This window comes from Actinomadura soli (genome assembly GCF_005889715.1).
Taxonomy (GTDB): Bacteria; Actinomycetota; Actinomycetes; order Streptosporangiales; family Streptosporangiaceae; genus Spirillospora; species Spirillospora soli.
In genome coordinates this window covers 23,481-43,809 of record NZ_VCKW01000004.1, presented here as the reverse complement: position 1 = coordinate 43,809, position 20,329 = coordinate 23,481, and the positions used below count along the sequence as shown (strand labels likewise).

The following is a 20,329-nucleotide window of genomic DNA, read 5'->3' as shown; positions in this document are numbered from 1 at the left end:
GGGGGGACGGCCGGCGCCCGGCGCGGGGCTCGCGTTCAGTTTCCGGCGCGGGCCACGATCGGGCGGAGGTCGTAGTCCAGGAACTGCTGCGCGGCCTGTTTGATCGCGGGATCGCCCGGCTCGGCCTTCTTGCCGTTGGCCCACTGCACGTAGGCGTAGGCGACGTACCGGCCGCGGACGGTCGCGGCGGCGTATCCGCCGGCCCGGTCGAGGCTCGGGGCGTTCTTGCCGCCCATGCCGCGGAACCACTCGTACTTGGCGGGGTCCCCGGCCTCGCTGATCGCGAGCGCGGCCGCCTTCGTCGGCATCACGGCGATGCCGGACGTGACGGCGAGCGCGCGGTCCCGGTCGATGTACGTCGCGCGGACGATCTTGCGGCACCGCTCCCGCTCCAGCGCCGTGAGCATCGAGCCCCTGGCCGCGTACGACGCCTCGCGGTTCAGGGACCAGCGCTCGCGGGTGTAGGTCCGTCCGCCGAGCTGGATGACCTCGGTGGGGAACACGTCGCGGAACGCGAGGTCCCTGGTGTCGGTCTTCTCGTTCGTGATGTCCACGGGCGTGGCCGGGACGGCGGTGCCGGACGGCGTGGTCGCCGGTGTGGACTGCGTCGCGGCGGGCGACTCGACCGCCCGGCCGTCGTTCCCCTTGCCGCCGCCGGAGCCCGTCCCGCCGGCGATGAACAGGGCGCCGGTGGCGGCGAGGACGGCGGCCGCGCCGCCGCCGATCAGCAGCAGCCTGCGCTTGCTTGCGCCTCCGCCTCCGCCGCGTCGCGTGGCGGGTCCGGGCGGCGGCGGGGTGTCGATCGGCACGCCGCCCTCGGCGTGGTAGACCGGCGTGATCACCTGGGGTTGCTCGGCGGTCGCCGCGGCCTCGTCGACGGCCTCGGCCTGCGGGAACGGTCCGCTGCCGGTGGGCGGCTCGACGCCGGGCGGGAGGATCGCGTCCGGCACGAGGACCGGCGCGAGCGACGCCGACGACGCGTTCTCGGCCTGCTTCGCCTTCTCGAACGCGGCGTCCGGCTCGGGCGGGGCCGTGCCGGGTTCTCGGACGGGCTGCTGGTCGACGGGAGCGTCCACAACGGTCTCCTCCGGTGCGGTGCCGTCCTCTGGGGGGACGGGCGGGAAGCCGTCGGGATCGGTGTCGCCGTGGGAGGGCGGACGCTTCACGATCGGCGCGGCGGGCACGGCGCGGCGGGAGTCGACGCTGGGGACGCCGACTCCGGCGACGAGCGTCCCGGGCGGGACGCCGGTGGTCTCGTATCCGGCCGGACGTTCTTCGGCGGTGACGGCGCCGAAGACGACTTCCTCGGGCTCGTCCTGGTCCTCTGGTGCTTCTTGTGCGGGACGTCCGTCCGCCGCGGGGTCCGCTGCGGCCGGGACGTCTTCGGGAGGCGTGTCCTCGGCCTCGGCGAGCGGGGCCGGGTCGGACGACTCGGCGGCCCACCAAGGGGCCTCCAGGCCGAACGCGGGCGGCCTGAGGGAGGCGGGCGGCGTCCCCGTGGTCGAGGCGTCCGTGCTCGGGGCGTCCGTGACCGTGGTGTCGGCGGAGGGCGCGTCGGCGGGAGGCGCGTCGGCCGGGGGGACCGCGCCGCCGAAGCTGGGCGGCACCGGGTCGGCCGGGACGTCGGACGTCCCCGCCGGCTCGGCGGACTCCCGGGTGTCTCTAGGTCCAGACATAGGCAGAGAGGGTATTCAAACGGGTCACTTTTGGAGGGGTTTGCCTTCGGTTTCCCTGTAGTGCAGGGCGAGAGCCAGGTTGCTGCCCTTCACCATCTGCGTACCGAAGACACGGACGGCCGCATGGTACTTGCTGGCGATCTTCTTGCCGTCCGGCCGCTGCACCCACGTCATCACCAGGTAGTGGCCGCGCGTCTGGGAGGTGCCGAGCGCCTCGCCCTTGCCGTTGGTCTTGGACACGCCCTTGCCGGGCAGCGCCAGCAGGAAGGCGTCCTTGTCGCCGGCGGCCTTGACCGCCTGCTCGACCGCGGCCTGGGTCTCGAGGTTGAACACACCGACGGTGCCGATGAGCGAGCCGCTGCTGAGCGCGTAGGTGGCCCGCAGCCCCTGCGTGCATCCGCCCTTCTTGAGGGCCTTGTCCAGCTTGGTACCGCCGGCGATCGCGGTGCAGTTCTTCGTCGCGGCCGCGGCCGTCCGGACGTACCTGTACTTGCCCGCCTTGAACTTCCCGTTGCCGAAGACCTCCTTGAGCGTCAGCGGCTTCGGGTCGGTCGTGCGGCTCTGCAGTTTCACCGGCGCCAGGACGGGCTGCGGCGGGGTCGGCGTGGCCTGCGGCGGCTTGGACTCGGCGGCCTTGGGCGACGCCGGCTCGGAGTCGTCCTTCAACGCCGACGACAGCGCGACGCCGCCGCCGATGAGGAGGAGACCGGCGACCGCCGCGCCGCCGATGACCAGCGGCAGGCCGCGGCGCCGCGCGGGCGGGTTCGGCGGGAAGGGCTGGTCTGAGGAGAAGGACTGGTTCGGCGGAGGAAAGGACTGGTCTGGCGGGAAGGAGGGGTGCGCGTTCCCGGCGGGGGGCTCGTCGGCCCACGCGGCGGTCTGATCCGCCGCCCCGCCGTACGGCTCGGCACCGTACGGCTCGCTGCCGAAGGATTCGTTGCCGAAGGACTCGTTACCGAAAGGCTCGTTGCCGAACGGCATCGCACCTGGCCCCTCCTCGCGCGGTGCGAAGGGGGCTTCGTCGTTGTCGTGGCCGTACGGCGGCGCTTCGGCTCCGGGTCCGTACGGCGCGTGCGGCGGCTGATGCTGAGGGGGCCAGCCGCCGGGCTTGCCTTGATCGCCCGGATAACCCATGGCTTGGACCTTACCGTTCCTCGTTCAGGGCTCTGGACCTTCGAGACACCCACCATGACATGGGGGCGAACCGGACGCCGGTGATTTCGCGAAGGTCAAGGACCAGGGCCGGGCCCGCTCATTTCCAGCCGAAGTCCTGTGTCCACAGTGGGCCGCCGGGTCCGGACGCCTTCCCGACACCGATGGCGCGCAGGTCGCAGTTCAGGATGTTGGCGCGGTGTCCCGGGCTGTCCATCCATCCCTTCATCACGGCCGCGGCGGTCGAGTAGCCCTTCGCGATGTTCTCCGCGCCCGGGCTGGGGTAACCGGCGTCCTCCATCCGCTCCCACGGGCTGTCGCCGTTGCGCGACGTGTGGTCGAAGTAGTCGTTGGCCGCCATGTCGGCGGAGTGCCTGCGGGCCGCGGTGACGAGCCGCTGGTCGACGTGCAGCGGCTTGCAGCCGGCCTTGGCGCGCTCGGCGTTGGTGAGCGACACCACGGCGGCCTCCGTGCCGGACGACCCCTCCGAACCACCGGGCACGCGGGCGCCTTCGCCCGGCGCCCCGCTCGTCTCGGACGGCGTGCCGGGCTCGGACGGCTTGTCCGGCGTACCGCCGGGCACGCGCATCGTCTTCAGCGGCGGCGTCGGCACGTCCGCGTTCGGGGCGGGGGCGCCGCCGGTGGGCGTCTTCTGGCCGCCCGCGGTGCCCGTCCCGGGCGCGGTCCCGGTCGACGGGTCGCTCTGCGGCCCCAGCTCGACGATGTCGGTCGGCCGCGATCCGGGACCGGACGCGGTCGTCCGCTCCGAGCGCAGTTCCGGCAGCAGCAGCCGGTCGATCGCGACGCCGATGGCGAGGGCGAGGCCGGAGGCGGTGACGGCCACGACGATGCTGGTCGCGCCCTTGCGTCGCGTCCGCTCGCCTCCCTTGCCCTGCGAGTGCCGGCCACCGCTCTGCGGATGGCGACGCTCGTCCTTCGGGCGACGGGCGCTGGATGAGGGGCTTTTGCGGGACGCGCCGCGCCGGCGGCCGCCTGCGACGAGTTCGTCGCCGTAAGGAGGGGTGCGGCGCGGGGTGGCGTCATGGGATGCGGCGCCGGACGGCCCGATGTTTCCGGGCTGGCGGCGTCCGGCGGGATCGCCTGGTCTGCGGGGAGTGGACAGCGGGGGCTCCCGGGTGCGGGCCGGCGGGTAGCCGGCGTGGACCGGTCGCCCGGCACGATATCCCGTTATTCACCCCCCGTTACGAAGATCGACCAAAAAAGATCAATTCAACTACTAGGCGTAACTTGTCCGCCGCTGACCGTTCCCCCTCGGGGCGATGGGGCGGACCCTGGAACCGCTCTGAGCCCCCAGGACGCGGGCCGTTTTGACCCTTGGGCGCGCGGACGAGTATCCTGCCTGTTTGTTGTGTGCGTCGTGCCCGCCGACGGCGGGCTGGAGACGACGCGACGACGTGCCGGTGTGCCCCAGGAGCGCTCGCGTCAGGTGACGTGAACGCCGGTCCGGGCCCCGGCATCCCGGAGCGCCAGGTCGGACGATCCTCTGATCGGCGCGAGCAGGATTCCGCTGACGGCGCTCGCCCGTGAGGGCGGGCGAGGATCGAAACCGCCTGTAAGTCGACGAGAAACGAAGGCCTACGACCGTGCGCACGTACACCCCTAAGCCCGCTGACGTCCAGCGTCAGTGGTACGTCATCGACGCGACCGATGTCGTCCTGGGCCGTCTCGCCAGTCAGGTCGCGCAGCTGCTCCGGGGTAAGCACAAGCCGATCTACGCGCCGCACCTCGACACCGGTGACTTCGTCGTCATCGTGAACGCCGAGAAGGTGGCGCTGTCCGGCAACAAGCTGGAGCAGAAGCGCGCCTACCGGCACTCCGGTTACCCGGGCGGCCTGCGCTCGGTGACCTACGCCGACCTGCTGGCCAAGCACCCCGAGCGGGCCGTCGAGAAGGCGATCAAGGGCATGCTGCCCAAGAACACCCTCGGCCGGAAGATGTTCGGCAAGGTGAAGGTCTACGCCGGGCCGGACCACCCGCACCAGGCGCAGAAGCCGGTCCCGTTCGAGATCACCCAGATCAGCCAGATCAAGAAGTGACACCCGCGCACGCGACGCGTGCGCATCCGGAGAAGCGGCCGCCGGGGCACCCGTGACACGGGCCCGCCGCCCTGGCTAGAACACCCAAGGAGAACCGTGGACGAGATCACCGAGCCGGCCGCCGAGGCCGACTCGTACGAGGACGCGCCGTCCGAGTACAGCACCGAGACCCCCGAGGCCGCGGGCGAGAGCCTGCTCGGCCAGCCCATCGCGACGGGCCCCGCGGCCGGCACCGGCCGCCGCAAGCAGGCCATCGCGCGGGTCCGCATCGTCCCCGGCAGCGGCCAGTGGAAGATCAACGGCCGCACCCTGGACCAGTACTTCCCGAACAAGGTCCACCAGCAGATCGTGAACGAGCCGTTCGTGCTGCTGGGCCTGGAGGGCCAGTTCGACGTGCTCGCGCGCGTGAACGGCGGCGGCACCACCGGGCAGGCCGGCGCGCTGCGCCTCGGCATCTCCCGCGCGCTGCAGTTCGGCAACATCGAGCACCGTCCGGCGCTGAAGAAGGCCGGCTTCCTCACCCGTGACGCGCGGGTGCCGGAGCGCAAGAAGGCCGGTCTCAAGAAGGCCCGCAAGGCCCCGCAGTACAGCAAGCGCTGAGTTTGCCCAGGGGGCTGTGTCTACCCAGGGGGGCGACCCCCTGGAACCCCCGTTGCGACGCAGGCGATCCTCACGCCGCCGTTGCGGTCTGTCGTACCCGTTGCGGGCGTGCGTGGCGTCGCTGCGGTCGCCTGCGTCGTCGGGCCGTGCGACCTCCGGGCGCCGGGCGCCCTCCGGCCGCACGACCCGTGGCCCCGGCTCAGGTCTTGTCCGAGGGGTGGGGTCTGGGGCGTCCAGACGCTGCTGTGGACGGTCTACGCCGGTTGTTGGGGGTTCGCAGGGGCGGTGACCACTAGATTTGACCGCGCGGAGCGGGCCGGGGCGCGAGCCCCGGGCTCCCGTCCGCGCGGTCTTTCGTCTTTTCGGGAGTTGAACTGTGGCTCGTCTTTTCGGGACTGACGGTGTGCGTGGGCTCGCCAACCGCGATCTGACCGCCCCGCTCGTCATGGACCTGTCCGTCGCGGCGGCGCGGGTGCTGGGCGAGCAGGGCGAGTTCAAGGGGCATCGGCCACTGGCGGTGGTCGGGCGCGATCCGCGGGCGTCCGGCGAGTTCCTGGAGGCGGCCGTCGTGGCGGGCCTCGCGAGCTCCGGCGTGGACGTGCTGCGCCTCGGTGTCCTGCCGACGCCCGCCGTCGCGCACCTGACGCACCAGCTGGACGCCGACCTCGGCGTGATGCTGTCGGCGTCGCACAACCCGGCACCGGACAACGGGATCAAGTTCTTCGACCGCAGCGGCCACAAGCTCCCCGACGAGCTCGAAGACCGCATCGAGGCGCGGCTCGGCGAGGTCTGGGACCCGCCGACGGGCGCCGGGGTCGGGCGCGTCCGCGAGGCGCACGGCGCGGTCGAGCAGTACGTCGCGCACCTGCTGTCGACCGTCCCGGTGTCGCTGGACGGCCTGCGCGTCGTGGTCGACTGCGCGAACGGCGCGTCCAGCGACGTGGCACCCGAGGCGCTGCGCCGCGCCGGCGCCGAAGTGATCACGATCGGGACGGCGCCGGACGGGCTGAACATCAACTCGGGCTGCGGTTCCACGCACCTGGAGGCGCTGCAGCAGGCCGTCCGGGAGCACGGCGCGGACGTGGGCATCGCCAACGACGGCGACGCCGACCGCTGCCTCGCCGTGACCGCGTCCGGCGAGATCGTGGACGGCGACCAGATCATGGCGATCCTGGCGCTGGACCTGCGGGAGGCGGGCGCCCTCGCCGCCGACACCGTCGTCGCGACCGTGATGTCGAACCTCGGGTTCAAGCTCGCGATGCGCGAGGCCGGGATCACCGTGGTGGAGACCGCGGTCGGGGACCGGTACGTCCTGGAGGCGATGAAGGAGGGCGGGTTCGGCTTCGGCGGCGAGCAGTCCGGCCACGTGATCATGCTGGATCACGCGACGACCGGCGACGGTGTGCTGACGGGCCTGCACCTGCTCGCCGCGATGATCCGCCGCGGCCGGCCCCTGGACGAGCTGACGAAGGTGATGACGCGGCTGCCGCAGGTGCTCATCAACGTCAAGGACGTCGACAAGAACCGCGCGAAGACGTCCCCGGAGCTGGCCACGGCCGTCGCGGCCGCGGAGGCCGACCTCGGTGAGACCGGACGCGTCCTGATCCGGCCGAGCGGCACCGAGCCGATGGTCCGCGTGATGGTGGAGGCGGCGTCGGAGTCCCAGGCCCAGTCCGTCGCCGAGCACTTGGCGGGCGTGGTCAAGACCACGCTGGGCTAGCACCTTCCGAGGAAGGTCTGGAGGGCGTCGTGGTCGGCGCGGGTTATGGGGAGTGAGTATTCCTTCGCGACGGCGATGTAGGTGACGCCGTAGGTGCACTGGAACGCCTTCCGCGGCTTCCATTCGCCGGGTCCGGAGTCGCTCTTCTGCCGGTTCGGGACGCCCCACACGGCCAGCAGGTTGCCGTGGTCGTTGGCGAACCGCTCGCGCCGGTCCTCGCTCCAGCGGGACGCGCCCATCCGCCAGGCGAGCGCGAGCGGGTAGACGTGATCGATCTGCACCTCGGCCGCGTCCCGCTTGGCGAACGCGATCTCCTTGCCGCTGTAGGGGTCGCTGAGGCGGCCGGACAGGACGACGCACCGGCCCTTCCTCTCGACCGCCGTCAGGTCGCGGGCGAGGACGTCGTTGCGCTGGTCGCAGCCGTTGCGGTCGACGTCCTTCCAGCGCGTCCCGAACTTGCCGCGCTCGTAGCCGCCGCCGTCGCGCTCGGCCGCGACCCGCAGCCCGGACAGGTCTCGGCGGGCCCGTGCCTCGTCGCCCGAGCCGGGCCCGGACCCGGGTCGGCCGCCGCTCGACGACGTCGACGACGAGCCGGGCTCCGAGAGGCCGACCTCGGCGTCGCAGGCCGTTGTCGCCAGTGGCACGGCGAGCGCGAGGCACGCCAGTGCCGTCCGTCCGGCCACCCGCGTCATGACCTCACCATCCTGGTTTTTCCTCGTTTTTACCCATAAGGGGCGATCAAACCGTACGGGTTGCCGCCCCCGGTGACGCCGGGTCCGGGATTTACGGCAGCATGTGCCTGTGCTGCATCTCAGAGCGATCGTCCCGGCCGACCGGACCGACGCGGTCTGCGAGGCGCTGGCGGACTGCGCCGGAGCCACCAACGTCGTCGTCCTCCCCGGCGCCGCCAGGTCCCCGCGCGGCGACCTGGTGACCAGCGACATCGCCCGCGAGTCCGCCAACGAGATCCTGGACGCGCTGCGCGCCCTCGGCGTCGACCGGGACGGGTCCATCGCGCTCGACAAGGTCGACCTGACGCTCTCGGACAAGGCCGAGGAGGCGATGGAACGTGCCCCCGGCCACGGCGACGACGCCGTCGTCTGGGAGGAACTCGACCGGCAGGTCAGCGAGGGGACGGCCCTCACCTGGTCGTTCGTCGCGTTCCTCGCGCTCGCGACGCAGCTGGCCGGGATCGCGGCGCTGATCGACTCGCCGATCCTGGTGGTCGGCGCGATGGTGCTCGGGCCGGAGTTCGCCGCCGTCGCGGCGATCTGCTACGGGATCGTCCGGTTCCAGCCGTGGCGGATCGCGCACGCGGTGCGGGCGCTGGCCGTCGGGTTCGCCGTCGCGATCGTGATCACCTATGTCTGCGCGCTGGTCAGCCGGTGGATCGGCGTGATCGAGCTGGACCGGCTGCCCGACGAGCGCCCGCTCACCGCGTTCATCTACAGCCCGGACCGCTGGTCCTTCATCGTCGCGCTGCTCGCCGGGGCGGCCGGGGTGCTGTCGCTCACGGCGGGCAAGTCGTCGGCGCTGGTCGGGGTGTTCATCTCCGTCACCACCGTGCCCGCCGCCGGGAACCTCGCGGTCGCGATGGCGCTGCGGCACGGCAGCGAGATCACCGGTTCGCTGCTGCAGCTCGCCGTCAACTTCGCCGGCATGATCATCGCGGGGGCGCTGACGCTGCTCGTCCAGCGGGCGCTGTGGGCCGCCGTCCTGCGCGGGCAGGACAGAAAGGCCGCCCGCGGACGAACTTAGGTCGATCCGGAGTTTGGCCGAAAGGCTGACGCACATCGCTCTTTAGGCTGACGTGACGCGACCCGCCAGCCACTAGGTTCGTAGCCATGCCGATCATCGCCACCCAGGGCCTGACGATGAGGTTCCCCCGGGTGACCGCCCTGGACGACCTCTCCGTGGCCGTCGAGCCGGGCGTCGTCGGGCTGGTCGGCGCCAACGGCGCCGGCAAGTCGACGCTCATCAAGATCCTGCTCGGGCTGCTGCCCCCGACCTCCGGGACCGCGACCGTGCTCGGCCTCGACATCGCGCGCGAGGGCCTGCGGATCCGCGAGAGCGTCGGGTTCATGCCCGAGTACGAGTGCCTGCCGCCCGACGTGTCCGCGACCGAGTTCGTCGTCCACATGGCCAGAATGTGCGGGCTGCCGCCGACCGCGGCCCGCGAACGCGCCGCCGACACGCTCCGGCACGTCGGCCTGTACGAGGAGCGCTACCGCCCCATCGGCGGCTACTCCACCGGGATGCGCCAGCGGGTGAAGCTCGCGCAGGCCCTCGTCCACGACCCGAAGCTCGTCTTCCTGGACGAGCCCACCAACGGCCTCGACCCGGCCGGACGCGACGAGATGCTCGACCTCATCCGCCGGATCGGCGCCGAGTTCGGGATCAGCGTCCTCGTCACGTCCCACCTGCTGGGCGAGCTTGAGCGGGTCTGTGACCATGTGGTCATCATCGACGGCGGGAAGCTGCTGCGCTCCCAGGCCGTCGAGGCGTACACGACCGCGAGCGGCGTCCTGACGGTCGAGGTGGACGAGGGACGCGACCGGCTCGGGCAGCACCTGCACGAGCAGGGCGCCACCGTCCACCCGGAGGGCCGGTTCCTCGTCGTCGACATCGCCGGCGAGACGACCTACGACCTGATCCGCGACGGCGTCGCCGACCTCGGGCTGCGGCTGATCCGGATGGAGCAGCGCCGCCACCACATCGAGGAGGTCTTCCAGACCGGGCCCGAGCCGCCGGGGCCGCCGGGTGTGCCGCCGGCCGCCGGAACCGTGCCGCAGGAGGTGTCCCGGTGAGCACGAGCACGATCCACGACATCGGGTACCGGCACTACGACGGGCGCCGCAACGGCCGCTCCTACGTGCTGCGGTCCCTGTACGTCCACAACCTGCGCGCGGCGTTCGGCCTCGGCCGCCCCGTGCGAGCGAAGATCATGCCGTTCGTGCTGGGCGCGCTCATGCTGCTGCCGGCCGCCGGGTCGGTCGCGGCGTTCGCGTTCACCAACGAGAAGGACGCGCTGATCCCGTACTCCGAGTACGCGGACCTGATGCAGGTCATCGTGGCGATCTTCCTGGCCACGCAGGCGCCGGTGCTGGCCTCGCGGGAGGTGCGCTTCCACGTCATCCCGCTGTACTTCTCCCGTCCGGTCGGCCATCTCGACTTCGTCCTGGCCAAGGGCGGGGCGATGGTGACCGCGCTGTTCGCGCTGATGGCGGTGCCCGTCACCGTCCTGTACGTCGGCGGCCTGGTCGCCAAGGCGCCCGACTCGGGGGAGCAGCTCCTGAGGTACCTCGGCGCGCTCGTCGGCTGCGTGCTGTACGCGCTCGTCCTCGCCGCGATCGGGATGGTGGTCGCGGCGTTCACGCCGCGGCGCGGCTTCGGCGTCGCCGCGGTCATCGCCGCCTACATGGTCCCCACCGCCGTCGCGGGCGCCGTCCAGGGCATCGCCGAGGCGGAGACGAACTTCACCCTCCAGGGCTGGATAGGGCTGCTGGCGCCGTTCAACCTGGTCGACATCGTCGAGGTCCGGCTGCTCGGCGCCGACTCGGCGTCGCCGGGCATCGCGCCCGGCATCACCGGCGGCGTGGTCGCGCTGGCGGTGTGCGCCGTCCTCGTCCTTGGCTCGATCGCGGTCCTCTACCGCCGGTTCCGGAAGGCGGGTTTGTCATGAGCGGAGCGAACCGGGGGGTGTGGGGGGTCGTCCCCCCACGAGGGAGCACAGCATGACTGAGCTGATTCTCGACAAGGTGTCTCGCTGGTACGGCAACGTCGTCGCCGTCAACGGCGTGTCGATGAAGGTCGGGCCGGGCGTCACGGGGCTCCTCGGGCCGAACGGCGCGGGGAAGTCGACGCTCATCCACATGATGGGCGGGTTCCTCCAGGCGTCGTCCGGGTCCGTCACGCTGGACGGGACGCCGCTCTGGCAGAACCCGGACGTCTACCGCCATCTCGGCCTCGTCCCGGAGCGGGAGGCGGCCTACGACTTCCTCACCGGCGAGCAGTTCATCGGCGCGATGGCGAAGCTGCACAAGCTGCCCGACCCGGCCGCCGCCGCGCGCCGCGCCATCGGCCTGGTCGAGATGGACTACGCCGCCGACCGGCAGATCGGCAACTACTCCAAGGGCATGAAGCAGCGGATCAAGATGGCGTCCGCGCTGGTGCACGACCCGCCCGTCCTGCTGCTGGACGAGCCGTTCAACGGCATGGACCCGCGGCAGCGGCTCCAGCTCATGGACCTCATCCGCCGGATGGCCGACGAGGGCCGCACGATCCTGTTCTCCTCCCACATCCTGGAGGAGGTCGAGCGGCTCGCCACCCATATCGAGGTGATCGTCGCGGGGCGGCACGCCGCGTCCGGCGACTTCCGCAAGATCCGGCGGCTGATGACCGACCGGCCGCACATCTTCCTCGTCCGCTCGTCCGACGACCGGCGGCTCGCCGCCGCGCTCATCGCGGACGGCTCGGCCCGCAGCGTCCAGCTCACCGAGAAGGGCCTGCAGATCGAGGCCGTCGACTTCCAGCGCTTCACCTGGCTGCTGCCGCAGGTCTCCCGCGACGCCGACGTGCGGCTGTGGGAGGTCTCCCCGGCGGACGAGTCCCTGGAAAGCGTCTTCTCCTACCTGGTGGCCCGATGAACTCCACGATCGCGATGATCACGTTCCGGTCGATGCTCGGCCGCAAGCGTGCGCTGCTCCTGCTGGGACTGCCGCTGATCCTGCTCGTCCTGGCGGCCATCCTGCGCGCGACCGGCAACAACGACCTGGACGTCTCCTCGAACGTCCTGCAGCAGTTCGGTCTCGCGACGCTGCTGCCGCTGCTCGCGCTGATCGCCGGCACGGGCGTGATCGGGCCGGAGATCGACGACGGCCAGATCATGTACGTGCTGACGAAGCCGATCCCGCGCGAGGTGATCGTGCTGACCAAGCTGGCCGTCGCGATCATCCTGGTGACGGTGTTCGCGGTCGTCCCGACGCTGCTCGCCGGGCTGGTGCTGGTCGGCACGACCGCGGAGGTCACGCCCGCGTTCACCGTCGGCGTCCTGGTCGGCGGCGTCGCCTACAGCGCGGTGTTCGTCGCGCTCGGGGTCGCCAGCCGCAACGCCGCCACGATCGGACTCCTGTACGCGCTGGTGTGGGAGTCGCTGCTCGGCAGCTTCGCGCCGGGCGCCAAGTCGGCGTCCATCCAGCAGTGGTCGCTGTCGGTCACGGACGCGCTCACCAGCGCGTCTCCGGTCGAGTCGACCGTCAACCTGACCGTGGCGATCTCGCTGCTGGCGGCGGTCACGGCCGTGGCGACGTTCCTGGCGGCCTTCCGCCTCCGCTCCCTCACGGTCGCCAGCGCCGACTAGGGACCGGCTGGAAACGAGGCCGGACGGTCAGTACGCCTCGTAGGTCCCCGTGACGACGGTGACCACGGGGTGGCCGTCCAGCTCCTCGGGGACGTTCCGCGCCGCGGGCTCGCTCGTGACGTGGACGCGGATGACGTCCGTCCCGTCCTCGCGGCGGGCGTGGTCGAGCGCCGTGACACCGTCGATCGCGAGGATCCGCGCCCGATGCCGGGAGATCGCGTCGTCGACGGGGGAGGCCGGGGCGGACGGCGGCGGGTCGAACGGCACCGCCGCCGTCGCCGGTGGGGAGCCCTGCGGGCTGCGGAACCTGCGCGGTTCTCGATCCTTCATGGGCTCTCCCCCCGGGCCCGGTGCTCAGGTGACGAGGTCGATGTCCAGCGCGTACGCGACGAGGGCCATCGGGTTGGCGAGCGTGAGGGCCGGTGAGCCGGCGAACAGCAGCCCGACGGGCTCCTGGTCGTCCCAGGTCCAGACGCAGGACCCGGAGTCGCCGCCCGCGCTGAACGGCCCGTCGCCGAGGCTCTCGATGGCGACCTGGTCGGCGAAGAACGCCTGCCCGGCGTCCCCGTAGTTCACCTTACCGGACCAGCGCACGCCCGTGACCAGGCCCTTTGTGAGCTGCGTGGTCCGGCCGGACTTCCCGACGACCATGCCGAGCGCCGGCGTCTCGATCTCCGACCCGATGCGGAAGAGAAAGACGCCCTCGCTGGTCTGGTAGCCGATCTCGGGCCGGACGAGATCGGGCCAGCACCAGCCGGTGGCGCAGTCGACGAGGTTCACGCCGCCGGTGAAGTCGAGCGGGACGAACCGTTCGAGCGCGGCGATCTGGTCGTCCGGGCAGGTCCCGCAGTCGGCGGGCCCCGGCTGGCAGATGCAGTCCCCGGCCGCGCCGCGGTTGGTGTCGGCGATGACGTGGTTGTTGCTCAGGCAGAGGAGCATGTCGTCGCGGGTCTGCTCGCGGCCGGTCGCCAGGCAGCCGAGCGTCCCGGCCGTCACCCGGTAGTGCCCGATCGAGAACCCGCCGGGCGCGGGCCGCACCCGCGCCCGGTTCGACAGCGCGTCGATGACCCCGCTCGTGACGACCCGCATCGGCAGGTCGGCCGCGGCGCGGACGTCCAGGCCGTCGACGACAGCCGCCCGCACCTCGTCGGCGGCGGCCTGTTCCGCGACGTACACGGTGAGGACCGGCGCCCCGGGCACGGTGCCGCCACCGGTGCCTGTGCCGGTGCCGCCGACGGCGTCGCCCAGCCCGATCGCCACGCCCTGGACGTTCCCGGAACCCTCGAACGTCTGCGCGTACGGGGAGACGGCCTGGTCCGCGACCTGGCGCTGGATGGCCGCGCCGATCTCGTCCCGGACGTCCAGGACCGCGCCGGAGACCGCCGCCGCTCCGGACGCGGCCGCGGCCGGGGGCGGGAAGTGGACCCGGGGGCCGGCCGCCGCCCCGCGTCCCGCGCCGTCCGGAGGGGCGACGAAGTTCCGTCCATTCGAATCATTGGCGTTCATGTCCAAACTCCTTCAGCAAGAAAATTCATAGGTGCAGCGGAAAATGGGCGGCGTTTCTCCCGGGCTACGGCACGACGATGTAGACGCATCCGGGATCGCTGCTCGCGCTGAGCTTCAGCGCGTTGCGCACCGCCGCCATGAGCGCGTCGACCCGCTGCCGGTCCCGCGCCACGTCCGGAATGTTGAGGCTGTTCGCGACGCCGACGATCGCATAGGTCGCGTTCCCGCCTTTCGCCGCTATCTGCTGGCCCCGTCCATAGCTGTTTCCAACGTTGTCGACGACGTCGAATCCGACGCCCTGGTTGTCGATGCGGACGGGATTGTGCTCGCCGGGCGGAACCACGTTTCCGCCCGTCCGCCAGAGATCGTCGAACTGGATGTCCCTGGCCTGATCGCCGATCTGCCTCCGGACGCCTCTATTGGTCCGGTCGAGCATGCGCGGCCGGCCCTGCAGCAATTGCACCATTGGATTTCTCCTGTTCTTCCAGATACGTGTTCCGCTCGGTGGTGGATTTCCGGAGGGAGCGAGGGAGGGGCCGCCAGGCGCCGGTCCGGTTCCCGCCCGTGCCGGACCGGTGGGCCTGGCGGCCCTGGGAGGCGTGCCGGGCACCTCGGAAGGGGAGTCGGCGGGCGCGGGCGGCGCCTGTCAGGCCGTCCCGCGGAGGTGCCGGGCACGGAAGGGGGCGCCGGCCGGCCGGGGACCGTGGGAGGGCCGGCCGGGCCCCGTCATGCCTGGGCGTTGACGGCGGCCACGTCCTGCGCGGCGCTGGGCGCGATGTGCCACTGGTTCTGGGCGTCCAGGGTGGCGGTCAGCGCAGCGACGCCCGTGTCGTAGGCGAGGACCGCGATCTCCGTGAGCGTGGCCACGTCGACCATCTGGCTCTGCTGGTAGCCGCCGGCGACGATGTAGTAGGTGGGATGCAGGGTGAAGACGTGCTCCAGGTTGGGGCCCGCGTCGACCACGCAGGTGGGCAGGCCGTTGAGGGTGACGCCGACCGAGCTCGGCTGGTCGCTCGGCTTCGGGATCGCGGCGGTGTCATAGATCCACAACTGGTCGTGGTTGGGCGCGGGGGTCTGGGTCGTGTGTTCGAGCCGGAAGTCCCCGTGCGTGTAGTCGAACGTCGCCGCGCACTTCGACGCCGAGGTCGGATCGGCCTCGATGGCGCCGTTCGCCGACCATTGGTAGTCCTTGGCCGTTCCGCTCGCGGACCACGCGAACCCCCACGTGATGTCCCACGTGAAGGTGTACCTGTTCCCCGGATGGATCACCTGGCCGAGCCAGGCGGTGCTGAGGGCGTTGCCGGTGCGGGCCTCCGGCAGCTCCGCGATGACCGCGAAATGCGGGTTGCCCTGCGAGAGCTCCGAGTTGTTGACGACGGTCAGGCTGTACTTCGCCATGAGTTCGCCTTTCTGCTGAGGTTGGCGATGGAGCGCCTTTGTGACGCTCTCCGATGATCGGCTCGCCTGCGGTGCCGTGGTGTGGCGATTTCAAATGGACGGCGAATTGCATGGCCGCCGATCGGTGCTCACGCTACGCATCGGCGCCATTGTGGAGAACCAGGGAACGGCAAAGTAATGCCCATGGCAGAAGAATATGGCCGGGTGGCGGCGCCGTGTGACAGGGAACATCCAATTCCCTGTCACATTCCGCGCCTTAACTCGGGACGCCGACTCCGATGATCTTGAAAGGCCATTATTGGGCGGTCGAGGTTTCCGTGGCGGTGGGCAGGGGCACGGTTCAAGGCTGGCGACCGTGGTCGCCGGAGTGAGCAAAAAACATCGGCAACCGGCGAGGAGGCGGACGCAATGGACGGAACCACCGCAATGAACATCCACGCCCGGATCCGCGAATATCTTTGTTCGATCAACGGCTCGGAGGTCGGCGGTGCCCCCGCTCGCACACATGATCATTTCTGCCGGGGTCCCATTGGGGGCCGCGGCGGAGCAATTCCTGGCCCGCCGGGATCTGGACGTCGACACCATCCGGTCCTACGCCCAGACGATGCGCTGGCTGCGCCGCGAGTTCGGCGACGACACCCCGCTCTGCCGGATGACCGCCGAGCACGTCGCCGCCGTGTTCACCGCGGCGTGGGACGGCGTCGCCGCCCGGACCTGGAACCGGCACCGCTCCGCGCTCCGGTCGTTCACCACCTGGGCCGCCGGGCGCGGCTGGGACATGGGCGACCCGGCCGCCCGCATCGAACGCCGTCCCGAGCCGAGCGGCCGGGCCCGTGTCATCGACCGGCACGGCATCGCGGCCCTGCTCGGCAGCCCCGACGTCCCGCCACGGGAGCGGACGCTCTGGCGGCTGCTGTACGAGTCCGCGGCCGGCGCGGACTGGGTGCTCTCCCTCAACGTCGAGGACCTGGACCTGGCCGACCACCGCGGCCGGGTCGTCAAGGATGGAACCGTCCGCTGGGTGCGCTGGCAGGCCGTCACGTCCCGCTGGCTCCGTGACCTCACCGGTGACCGCACGCGCGGCCCGCTCTTCCTGGCTGACCGGCGGCCCGCCCCGGCCCGGATGCCCGCGCCCTGCGACCTGTGCCCGGCGACCGGCCGCGGCAGGCTCTCCTACGAACGCGCCGAGTACCTGTTCAAGCGGGCGACGCGGCGGATCGACCCGGCCGGGCGCGGCTACACCCTCCACCAGCTCCGCCACTCCCGGCTGACCCACCTCGGCGAGGACGGCTGGACGGCCCCCATGCTCATGGGCCTGTCCGGCCACGACAACATCCGGAGCCTCGCCGTCTACGTCAAATCCCGGAGTGCACCGAGCCGCCGCGCCTGACGGGCGGCGGCCCCGCCCGGAAGGAACGTGTTACAACGGGCTGGAGGGGTCGATCGTGCAGAAGATCGTGCAGGAGGGAGTGTGCCGTGCCAGCGTCGGGGTCAGTCTCGCGCCGTCGGCTCCTGGCCGGGACGGGCGCGGTGGGGGCGGGGATCGCCTTCAGCGGGGCCGTCGAGCAACTGTTCGCGGGGGACGCGGACGCCGCCGTGCCGATCGGCGGCCGCGACGGGTACGGGCCGCTGGTGCCCGACCCGAAAGGCGTGCTGGACCTGCCGCGCGGCTTCCGGTACACCGTCCTGTCCCGCGAGGGCGAGCCGCTGCGGTCGGGGGAGGGGCCGGTGCCGAGCCACTGCGACGGCATGGCGGCGTTCCCCAGGCCGGCGGGCGGCACGTGGCTCGTCCGCAACCATGAGAACCGGCCGGACGCCGAGCACCGGGTGCCGCCGGCCAAGGGCCTCACCTACGACCCCGGGGCCCTCGGCGGCTGCACGGCGCTGGAGGTCGACCGCGCCGGACGGGTGCGCACCGAACGCGTCGCCATCGCCGGGACGGCGGTGAACTGCGCCGGCGGCCCCACCCCCTGGCATACCTGGCTGACCTGCGAGGAGACCGAGGACAAGGCGGGCACCGGCGGCTACACCAAGGACCACGGGTTCATCTTCGAGGTCGACCCGTACCGGCGGGACGGGACCGTCCCGGAACCCCTGACCGCGATGGGACGGTTCCAGCACGAGGCCATCGCCGTCGACCCCCGCGACGGCGCCGTGTACGAGACCGAGGACGCGTTCGAGAAGCCGTTCGGGCTGTTCTACCGGTTCCTGCCGGAGAAGCCGAAGGGCGGGGCCGGGAGCCTGCGGGCGGGCGGACGGCTTGAGGCGCTGCGCGTCCCCGACGTCCCCGACCTGTCGGTGGTGCGGAAGCCGGGCACCGTGTTCGAGCGCGTCGAGTGGCTGCCCGTGCCCGATCCGCTCGCCAGGGAGACGCCCATCCGGTTCCAGGACTTCGGCACCGGCGGCATCACGCACGCGCAGAAGCTGGAGGGCTGCTACTGGGGCGGCGACCGCGTCTACTTCGTGTCGAGCTACGCCCGCACGAAGGACGGGTCGGGCGCCGACCACTTCGGGCAGGTGTGGTCGTACGAGCCGTCCCGGCGCCGCCTCACCCTGGTGATCGTGTTCGGCCCGGACGCCGATGTGGAGGCGCCGGGCGAGTCGCCGGACAACATCTGCATCGCGCCGGAGGGCGGCCTGATGGTGTGCGAGGACGGCGGCGGCGCGCAGCACGTCTACGGCGTGACCCGCCGCCGCACGGTGTATCCGATGGCCCGGAACAGGCAGAACATCGGCAGGGAGGGCAAGCCCGAATGGGGCGAGTTCGCGGGCGTCACGTTCTCCCGCGACCGCCGGACGACCATGTTCGTCAACGTCTACGAACCCGGCACCACCTTCGCCGTCACCGGCCCCTGGGACCGCCGCTAGCGCCCGCCCCGCGCCGCGGCCCGCCGCTCCGCGCGGGCGGTCTGCGGCGTGCCGGAGCGGTCCCGGCCGAGCCTGCCCGCCGCCACCGACGACGCCAGGACCTCGCAGATCAGCCGCACGCCGAGCAGGCTCGTCACGTCCGACTGGTCGTAGGGCGGCGAGACCTCGACGAGCTCCATGCCGAGCAGCCCCTCGGCGGCGAACCGGCGGACGAGCTTCAGCAGCTCGCGCGGGTAGAGGCCGCCGGGCTCCGGCCAGCCCGTCCCGGGCGCGAACCCGGGGTCGACGGCGTCGATGTCGAACGACAGGTACACGCCTTCGGCGCCGCCGCTCCAGGCGACCTCCAGGGCGAGGTCGGCGGTCTTGTCCAGACCGAGGCGCTCGACGTCCTCCACGGTCATCACCAGCGAGCCGCCGTCGCGGACGGGGGCGACGCCGGGCCGCGGGACCTGCCACCCGCCGATCCCGATCTGCACGAGGTTGCCCAGGTCGAAGTGGTGCTCGTGCGCGGCCCAGTACCAGGGTGTGGTGTGCATGCGCTCGTCGAGGTCGCGCTTCTGGGTGTCCAGGTGCCGGTCGAAGTGGATGTCCGGGACGGTAGGTGGTGCCGGTGTCGAGCGGCGCGCCCACCACGGCGACCTCGTGCTCGCCGACCTTGGTGACGTCCTCCAGGTACGGCGCCTTCAGGAACGTGCTGATGCCGGAGAAGTGCGGCACCTCGCCGCGCTGGAAGGTGGACGCCGGCTCCCTGTCCTGGATGGAGTCCGCCGGGGGAAGGCCGAGCCGGTGCGTGCGGCGCAGCTCCTCCCGGTACCGATCGTCGGTGAGCTCCGCCTCCAGCTGCTCGGCCCTCTCACCGTCCAGCCCGGCCCGGGGGTCCTCGTCCGCGCCTCGCCCTCCCATGCCGTGCCTTCCTCTGGGTGACCAGCGTTCGCAGGCGGTGCCTCCCGATGGGCGTACCGGTAGCGCAAAGGCGGGGTAGGGCTTCGGTCACTTACGGCGCTCGCGTCAGATGCGGCGCAGCCGGACGCGCTGGACGGCGTGGTCGCGGTCCTTGTGGAGGACGAGGGTGGCGCGGGCGCGGGTCGGGAGGATGTTGGAGACGAGGTTGATCTCGTTGACGTCCCGCCAGACGCGCTGGGCGAAGGCGGCGGTCTCGTCCTCGTCCAGCTCGCTCGCGTACTTGTGGAAATAGGAGCGCGGGTTGGTGAACGCGGTGCGGCGCAGCGCGAACAGCCGGTCGATGTACCACTGCCGGATGTCCTCGACGCGGGCGTCCACGTAGATGGAGAAGTCGAAGAAGTCGGACACCCCGAGCGCGCCGGGCGGCGGTGCCTGCAGGACGTTCAGCCCCTCGACGATCAGGATGTCGGGCCGCCGGACGGTCTGCGCCGCGCCCGGGACGATGTCGTACTCCAGGTGCGAGTACACCGGGATCGACGCCTCCTCCGCGCCCGACTTGATCGACGACACGAACCGGACGAGGGCGCGCCGGTCGTAGGACTCGGGGAAGCCCTTGCGGTCCATGATCCCGCGCTCGGACAGGACGGCGTTCGGGTAGAGGAAGCTGTCGGTGGTGACCAGCTCCACGGTCGGATGCTCCGGCCACCGGGCGAGCAGCGTCCGCAGCAGCCGGGAGATCGTGGACTTGCCGGCGGCGACGCTCCCCGCGATGCCGATGATGAACGGGGTGGGCTCCACCCCGCCGCCGAGGAAGCCGCTGACGGTGTCGCGGAGCCGCCCGTCCGACAGGAAGAAGAGGTTCAGTAACCGCGACAGCGGCAGATACACCTCCTCGACCTCCGCGATGTCGATCGGGTCCTTGAGGCCGCGCAGCGCGTCCAGCTCGCCGGGCGTCAGGGGCAGCGGCGTGCTCTCGCGCAGGCCCCGCCAGGCATCCCGGGAAAGTTGCACGTAGGGGCTCGGCACGCTGTCCCATCCGGTCGTCATGGCTGAAACAGTAACCGGGGGGCCAAGCCGGTCACGGCGTTTT

At 71.8% G+C, this 20,329-nt stretch carries 22 protein-coding genes; 12 read left to right on the top strand and 10 right to left on the bottom strand.

From position 1 onward, the window contains the following. Window positions 1-35: 35 nt before the first annotated feature. From ETD83_RS01695 to ETD83_RS01685, 3 genes are all read right to left on the bottom strand, one after another. The gene (locus tag ETD83_RS01695; protein ID WP_138643257.1) at window positions 36-1,676 is read right to left on the bottom strand and encodes a hypothetical protein; all 1,641 of its coding nucleotides are present in this window, start codon (window positions 1,674-1,676) and stop codon (window positions 36-38) included. Between the two features lie 24 nt (window positions 1,677-1,700). After that, entirely contained in the window at window positions 1,701-2,810 is a 1,110-nt protein-coding gene (locus tag ETD83_RS01690; RefSeq protein ID WP_138643256.1) for a hypothetical protein, read from the bottom strand. A 118-nt stretch (window positions 2,811-2,928) separates the two neighbouring features. Then, complete coding sequence (locus tag ETD83_RS01685; protein WP_230420623.1) at window positions 2,929-3,672, bottom strand: CAP domain-containing protein; 744 nt, start codon at window positions 3,670-3,672, stop codon at window positions 2,929-2,931. Between the two features lie 760 nt (window positions 3,673-4,432). Here ETD83_RS01685 and rplM point away from each other — a divergent pair. From rplM to glmM, 3 genes are all read left to right on the top strand, one after another. After that, entirely contained in the window at window positions 4,433-4,885 is a 453-nt protein-coding gene (gene rplM, locus ETD83_RS01680; protein WP_138643255.1) for a 50S ribosomal protein L13, read from the top strand. Window positions 4,886-4,981: 96 nt separating this feature from the next. Further along, window positions 4,982-5,485 carry a 30S ribosomal protein S9 gene (gene rpsI / locus ETD83_RS01675; protein WP_171063972.1) on the top strand — a complete coding sequence of 168 codons (504 nt, stop codon included), beginning with the start codon at window positions 4,982-4,984 and terminating at the stop codon, window positions 5,483-5,485. 376 nt (window positions 5,486-5,861) lie between these two features. Continuing rightward, window positions 5,862-7,205 carry a phosphoglucosamine mutase gene (gene glmM / locus ETD83_RS01670; RefSeq protein WP_138643254.1) on the top strand — a complete coding sequence of 448 codons (1,344 nt, stop codon included), beginning with the start codon at window positions 5,862-5,864 and terminating at the stop codon, window positions 7,203-7,205. Here the strand turns inward: glmM and ETD83_RS01665 are convergent. After that, a complete protein-coding gene (locus tag ETD83_RS01665) occupies window positions 7,202-7,897 on the bottom strand; it encodes an HNH endonuclease family protein (protein WP_138643253.1) in 696 nt (231 codons plus the stop codon). The two genes, glmM and ETD83_RS01665, sit on opposite strands and share 4 nt — an antisense overlap. Before the next feature lie 109 nt (window positions 7,898-8,006). Between ETD83_RS01665 and ETD83_RS01660 the strand changes: the two genes are divergently transcribed. The 5 genes from ETD83_RS01660 (at window position 8,007) to ETD83_RS01640 (ending at window position 12,564) form a co-directional block, all read left to right on the top strand. Then, window positions 8,007-8,963 (top strand): DUF389 domain-containing protein, encoded by a 957-nt coding sequence (locus ETD83_RS01660; protein WP_138643252.1) that lies wholly within the window; start codon window positions 8,007-8,009, stop codon window positions 8,961-8,963. Window positions 8,964-9,049: 86 nt separating this feature from the next. Next, on the top strand, window positions 9,050-10,012 hold the full coding sequence (locus tag ETD83_RS01655; protein ID WP_138643251.1) for an ABC transporter ATP-binding protein: 963 nt from the start codon (window positions 9,050-9,052) through the stop codon (window positions 10,010-10,012). Beyond that, a complete protein-coding gene (locus tag ETD83_RS01650) occupies window positions 10,009-10,887 on the top strand; it encodes an ABC transporter permease (RefSeq protein WP_138643250.1) in 879 nt (292 codons plus the stop codon). Before ETD83_RS01655 ends, ETD83_RS01650 begins: the two co-directional genes overlap by 4 nt. A 52-nt stretch (window positions 10,888-10,939) precedes the next feature. Continuing rightward, window positions 10,940-11,851 carry an ABC transporter ATP-binding protein gene (locus ETD83_RS01645; protein WP_138643249.1) on the top strand — a complete coding sequence of 304 codons (912 nt, stop codon included), beginning with the start codon at window positions 10,940-10,942 and terminating at the stop codon, window positions 11,849-11,851. Then, on the top strand, window positions 11,848-12,564 hold the full coding sequence (locus ETD83_RS01640; protein ID WP_138643248.1) for an ABC transporter permease: 717 nt from the start codon (window positions 11,848-11,850) through the stop codon (window positions 12,562-12,564). The genes ETD83_RS01645 and ETD83_RS01640 overlap by 4 nt, the downstream gene beginning before the upstream one ends. 27 nt (window positions 12,565-12,591) lie before the next feature. Here the strand turns inward: ETD83_RS01640 and ETD83_RS01635 are convergent, their stop codons facing one another. The 4 genes from ETD83_RS01635 to ETD83_RS01620 form a co-directional block, all read right to left on the bottom strand. After that, the gene (locus ETD83_RS01635; RefSeq protein ID WP_138643247.1) at window positions 12,592-12,894 is read right to left on the bottom strand and encodes a hypothetical protein; all 303 of its coding nucleotides are present in this window, start codon (window positions 12,892-12,894) and stop codon (window positions 12,592-12,594) included. A 24-nt stretch (window positions 12,895-12,918) separates the two neighbouring features. Continuing rightward, on the bottom strand, window positions 12,919-14,070 hold the full coding sequence (locus ETD83_RS01630; RefSeq protein WP_138643246.1) for a hypothetical protein: 1,152 nt from the start codon (window positions 14,068-14,070) through the stop codon (window positions 12,919-12,921). A gap of 64 nt (window positions 14,071-14,134) precedes the next feature. Then, window positions 14,135-14,536 (bottom strand): hypothetical protein, encoded by a 402-nt coding sequence (locus tag ETD83_RS01625; RefSeq protein WP_138643245.1) that lies wholly within the window; start codon window positions 14,534-14,536, stop codon window positions 14,135-14,137. A gap of 260 nt (window positions 14,537-14,796) precedes the next feature. After that, the gene (locus tag ETD83_RS01620; RefSeq protein ID WP_138643244.1) at window positions 14,797-15,468 is read right to left on the bottom strand and encodes a hypothetical protein; all 672 of its coding nucleotides are present in this window, start codon (window positions 15,466-15,468) and stop codon (window positions 14,797-14,799) included. A gap of 40 nt (window positions 15,469-15,508) precedes the next feature. On the opposite strand from ETD83_RS01620, the gene ETD83_RS42210 reads away from it, so the two are divergent. The 3 genes from ETD83_RS42210 to ETD83_RS01610 all read left to right on the top strand — a co-directional run bounded on the left by ETD83_RS42210 (window position 15,509) and on the right by ETD83_RS01610 (window position 18,336). Continuing rightward, entirely contained in the window at window positions 15,509-15,646 is a 138-nt protein-coding gene (locus ETD83_RS42210; protein WP_171063971.1) for a hypothetical protein, read from the top strand. Window positions 15,647-15,973: 327 nt separating this feature from the next. After that, a complete protein-coding gene (locus tag ETD83_RS01615) occupies window positions 15,974-16,858 on the top strand; it encodes a tyrosine-type recombinase/integrase (RefSeq protein ID WP_138643243.1) in 885 nt (294 codons plus the stop codon). Between the two features lie 86 nt (window positions 16,859-16,944). Continuing rightward, window positions 16,945-18,336: an alkaline phosphatase PhoX gene (locus ETD83_RS01610; RefSeq protein ID WP_138643242.1), complete on the top strand. Its 1,392-nt coding sequence runs from the start codon at window positions 16,945-16,947 to the stop codon at window positions 18,334-18,336. Here the strand turns inward: ETD83_RS01610 and ETD83_RS01605 are convergent. Beyond that, window positions 18,333-18,872, bottom strand: a complete 540-nt coding sequence (locus ETD83_RS01605) for an arginase family protein (protein WP_230420622.1) — start codon at window positions 18,870-18,872, stop codon at window positions 18,333-18,335. The genes ETD83_RS01610 and ETD83_RS01605 overlap by 4 nt on opposite strands. Here ETD83_RS01605 and ETD83_RS43460 point away from each other — a divergent pair. Next, window positions 18,871-19,260 (top strand): hypothetical protein, encoded by a 390-nt coding sequence (locus ETD83_RS43460; RefSeq protein ID WP_205717440.1) that lies wholly within the window; start codon window positions 18,871-18,873, stop codon window positions 19,258-19,260. The two genes, ETD83_RS01605 and ETD83_RS43460, sit on opposite strands and share 2 nt — an antisense overlap. 84 nt (window positions 19,261-19,344) lie before the next feature. On the opposite strand, the gene coaA is transcribed toward ETD83_RS43460, so the two are convergent. After that, window positions 19,345-20,286, bottom strand: coding sequence for a type I pantothenate kinase (gene coaA / locus ETD83_RS01600; protein WP_138643241.1), 942 nt, complete (start codon window positions 20,284-20,286; stop codon window positions 19,345-19,347). Window positions 20,287-20,329 lie beyond the last annotated feature (43 nt).

Excerpts from the sequence above, each read along its gene's own strand:
- ETD83_RS01695 (WP_138643257.1), bottom strand. The coding sequence starts at position 1,676 with ATGTCTGGACCTAGAGACACCCGGGAGTCCGCCGAGCCGGCGGGGACG.
- ETD83_RS01690 (WP_138643256.1), bottom strand. The coding sequence starts at position 2,810 with ATGGGTTATCCGGGCGATCAAGGCAAGCCCGGCGGCTGGCCCCCTCAG.
- ETD83_RS01665 (WP_138643253.1), bottom strand. The coding sequence starts at position 7,897 with ATGACGCGGGTGGCCGGACGGACGGCACTGGCGTGCCTCGCGCTCGCC.
- ETD83_RS01655 (WP_138643251.1), top strand. The coding sequence starts at position 9,050 with ATGCCGATCATCGCCACCCAGGGCCTGACGATGAGGTTCCCCCGGGTG.
- ETD83_RS01645 (WP_138643249.1), top strand. The coding sequence starts at position 10,940 with ATGACTGAGCTGATTCTCGACAAGGTGTCTCGCTGGTACGGCAACGTC.
- ETD83_RS01640 (WP_138643248.1), top strand. The coding sequence starts at position 11,848 with ATGAACTCCACGATCGCGATGATCACGTTCCGGTCGATGCTCGGCCGC.
- ETD83_RS01635 (WP_138643247.1), bottom strand. The coding sequence starts at position 12,894 with ATGAAGGATCGAGAACCGCGCAGGTTCCGCAGCCCGCAGGGCTCCCCA.
- ETD83_RS01630 (WP_138643246.1), bottom strand. The coding sequence starts at position 14,070 with ATGAACGCCAATGATTCGAATGGACGGAACTTCGTCGCCCCTCCGGAC.
- ETD83_RS01625 (WP_138643245.1), bottom strand. The coding sequence starts at position 14,536 with ATGGTGCAATTGCTGCAGGGCCGGCCGCGCATGCTCGACCGGACCAAT.
- ETD83_RS01620 (WP_138643244.1), bottom strand. The coding sequence starts at position 15,468 with ATGGCGAAGTACAGCCTGACCGTCGTCAACAACTCGGAGCTCTCGCAG.
- ETD83_RS01615 (WP_138643243.1), top strand. The coding sequence starts at position 15,974 with ATGATCATTTCTGCCGGGGTCCCATTGGGGGCCGCGGCGGAGCAATTC.
- ETD83_RS43460 (WP_205717440.1), top strand. The coding sequence starts at position 18,871 with ATGCGCTCGTCGAGGTCGCGCTTCTGGGTGTCCAGGTGCCGGTCGAAG.
- ETD83_RS01605 (WP_230420622.1), bottom strand. The coding sequence starts at position 18,872 with ATGCACACCACACCCTGGTACTGGGCCGCGCACGAGCACCACTTCGAC.
- coaA (WP_138643241.1), bottom strand. The coding sequence starts at position 20,286 with ATGACGACCGGATGGGACAGCGTGCCGAGCCCCTACGTGCAACTTTCC.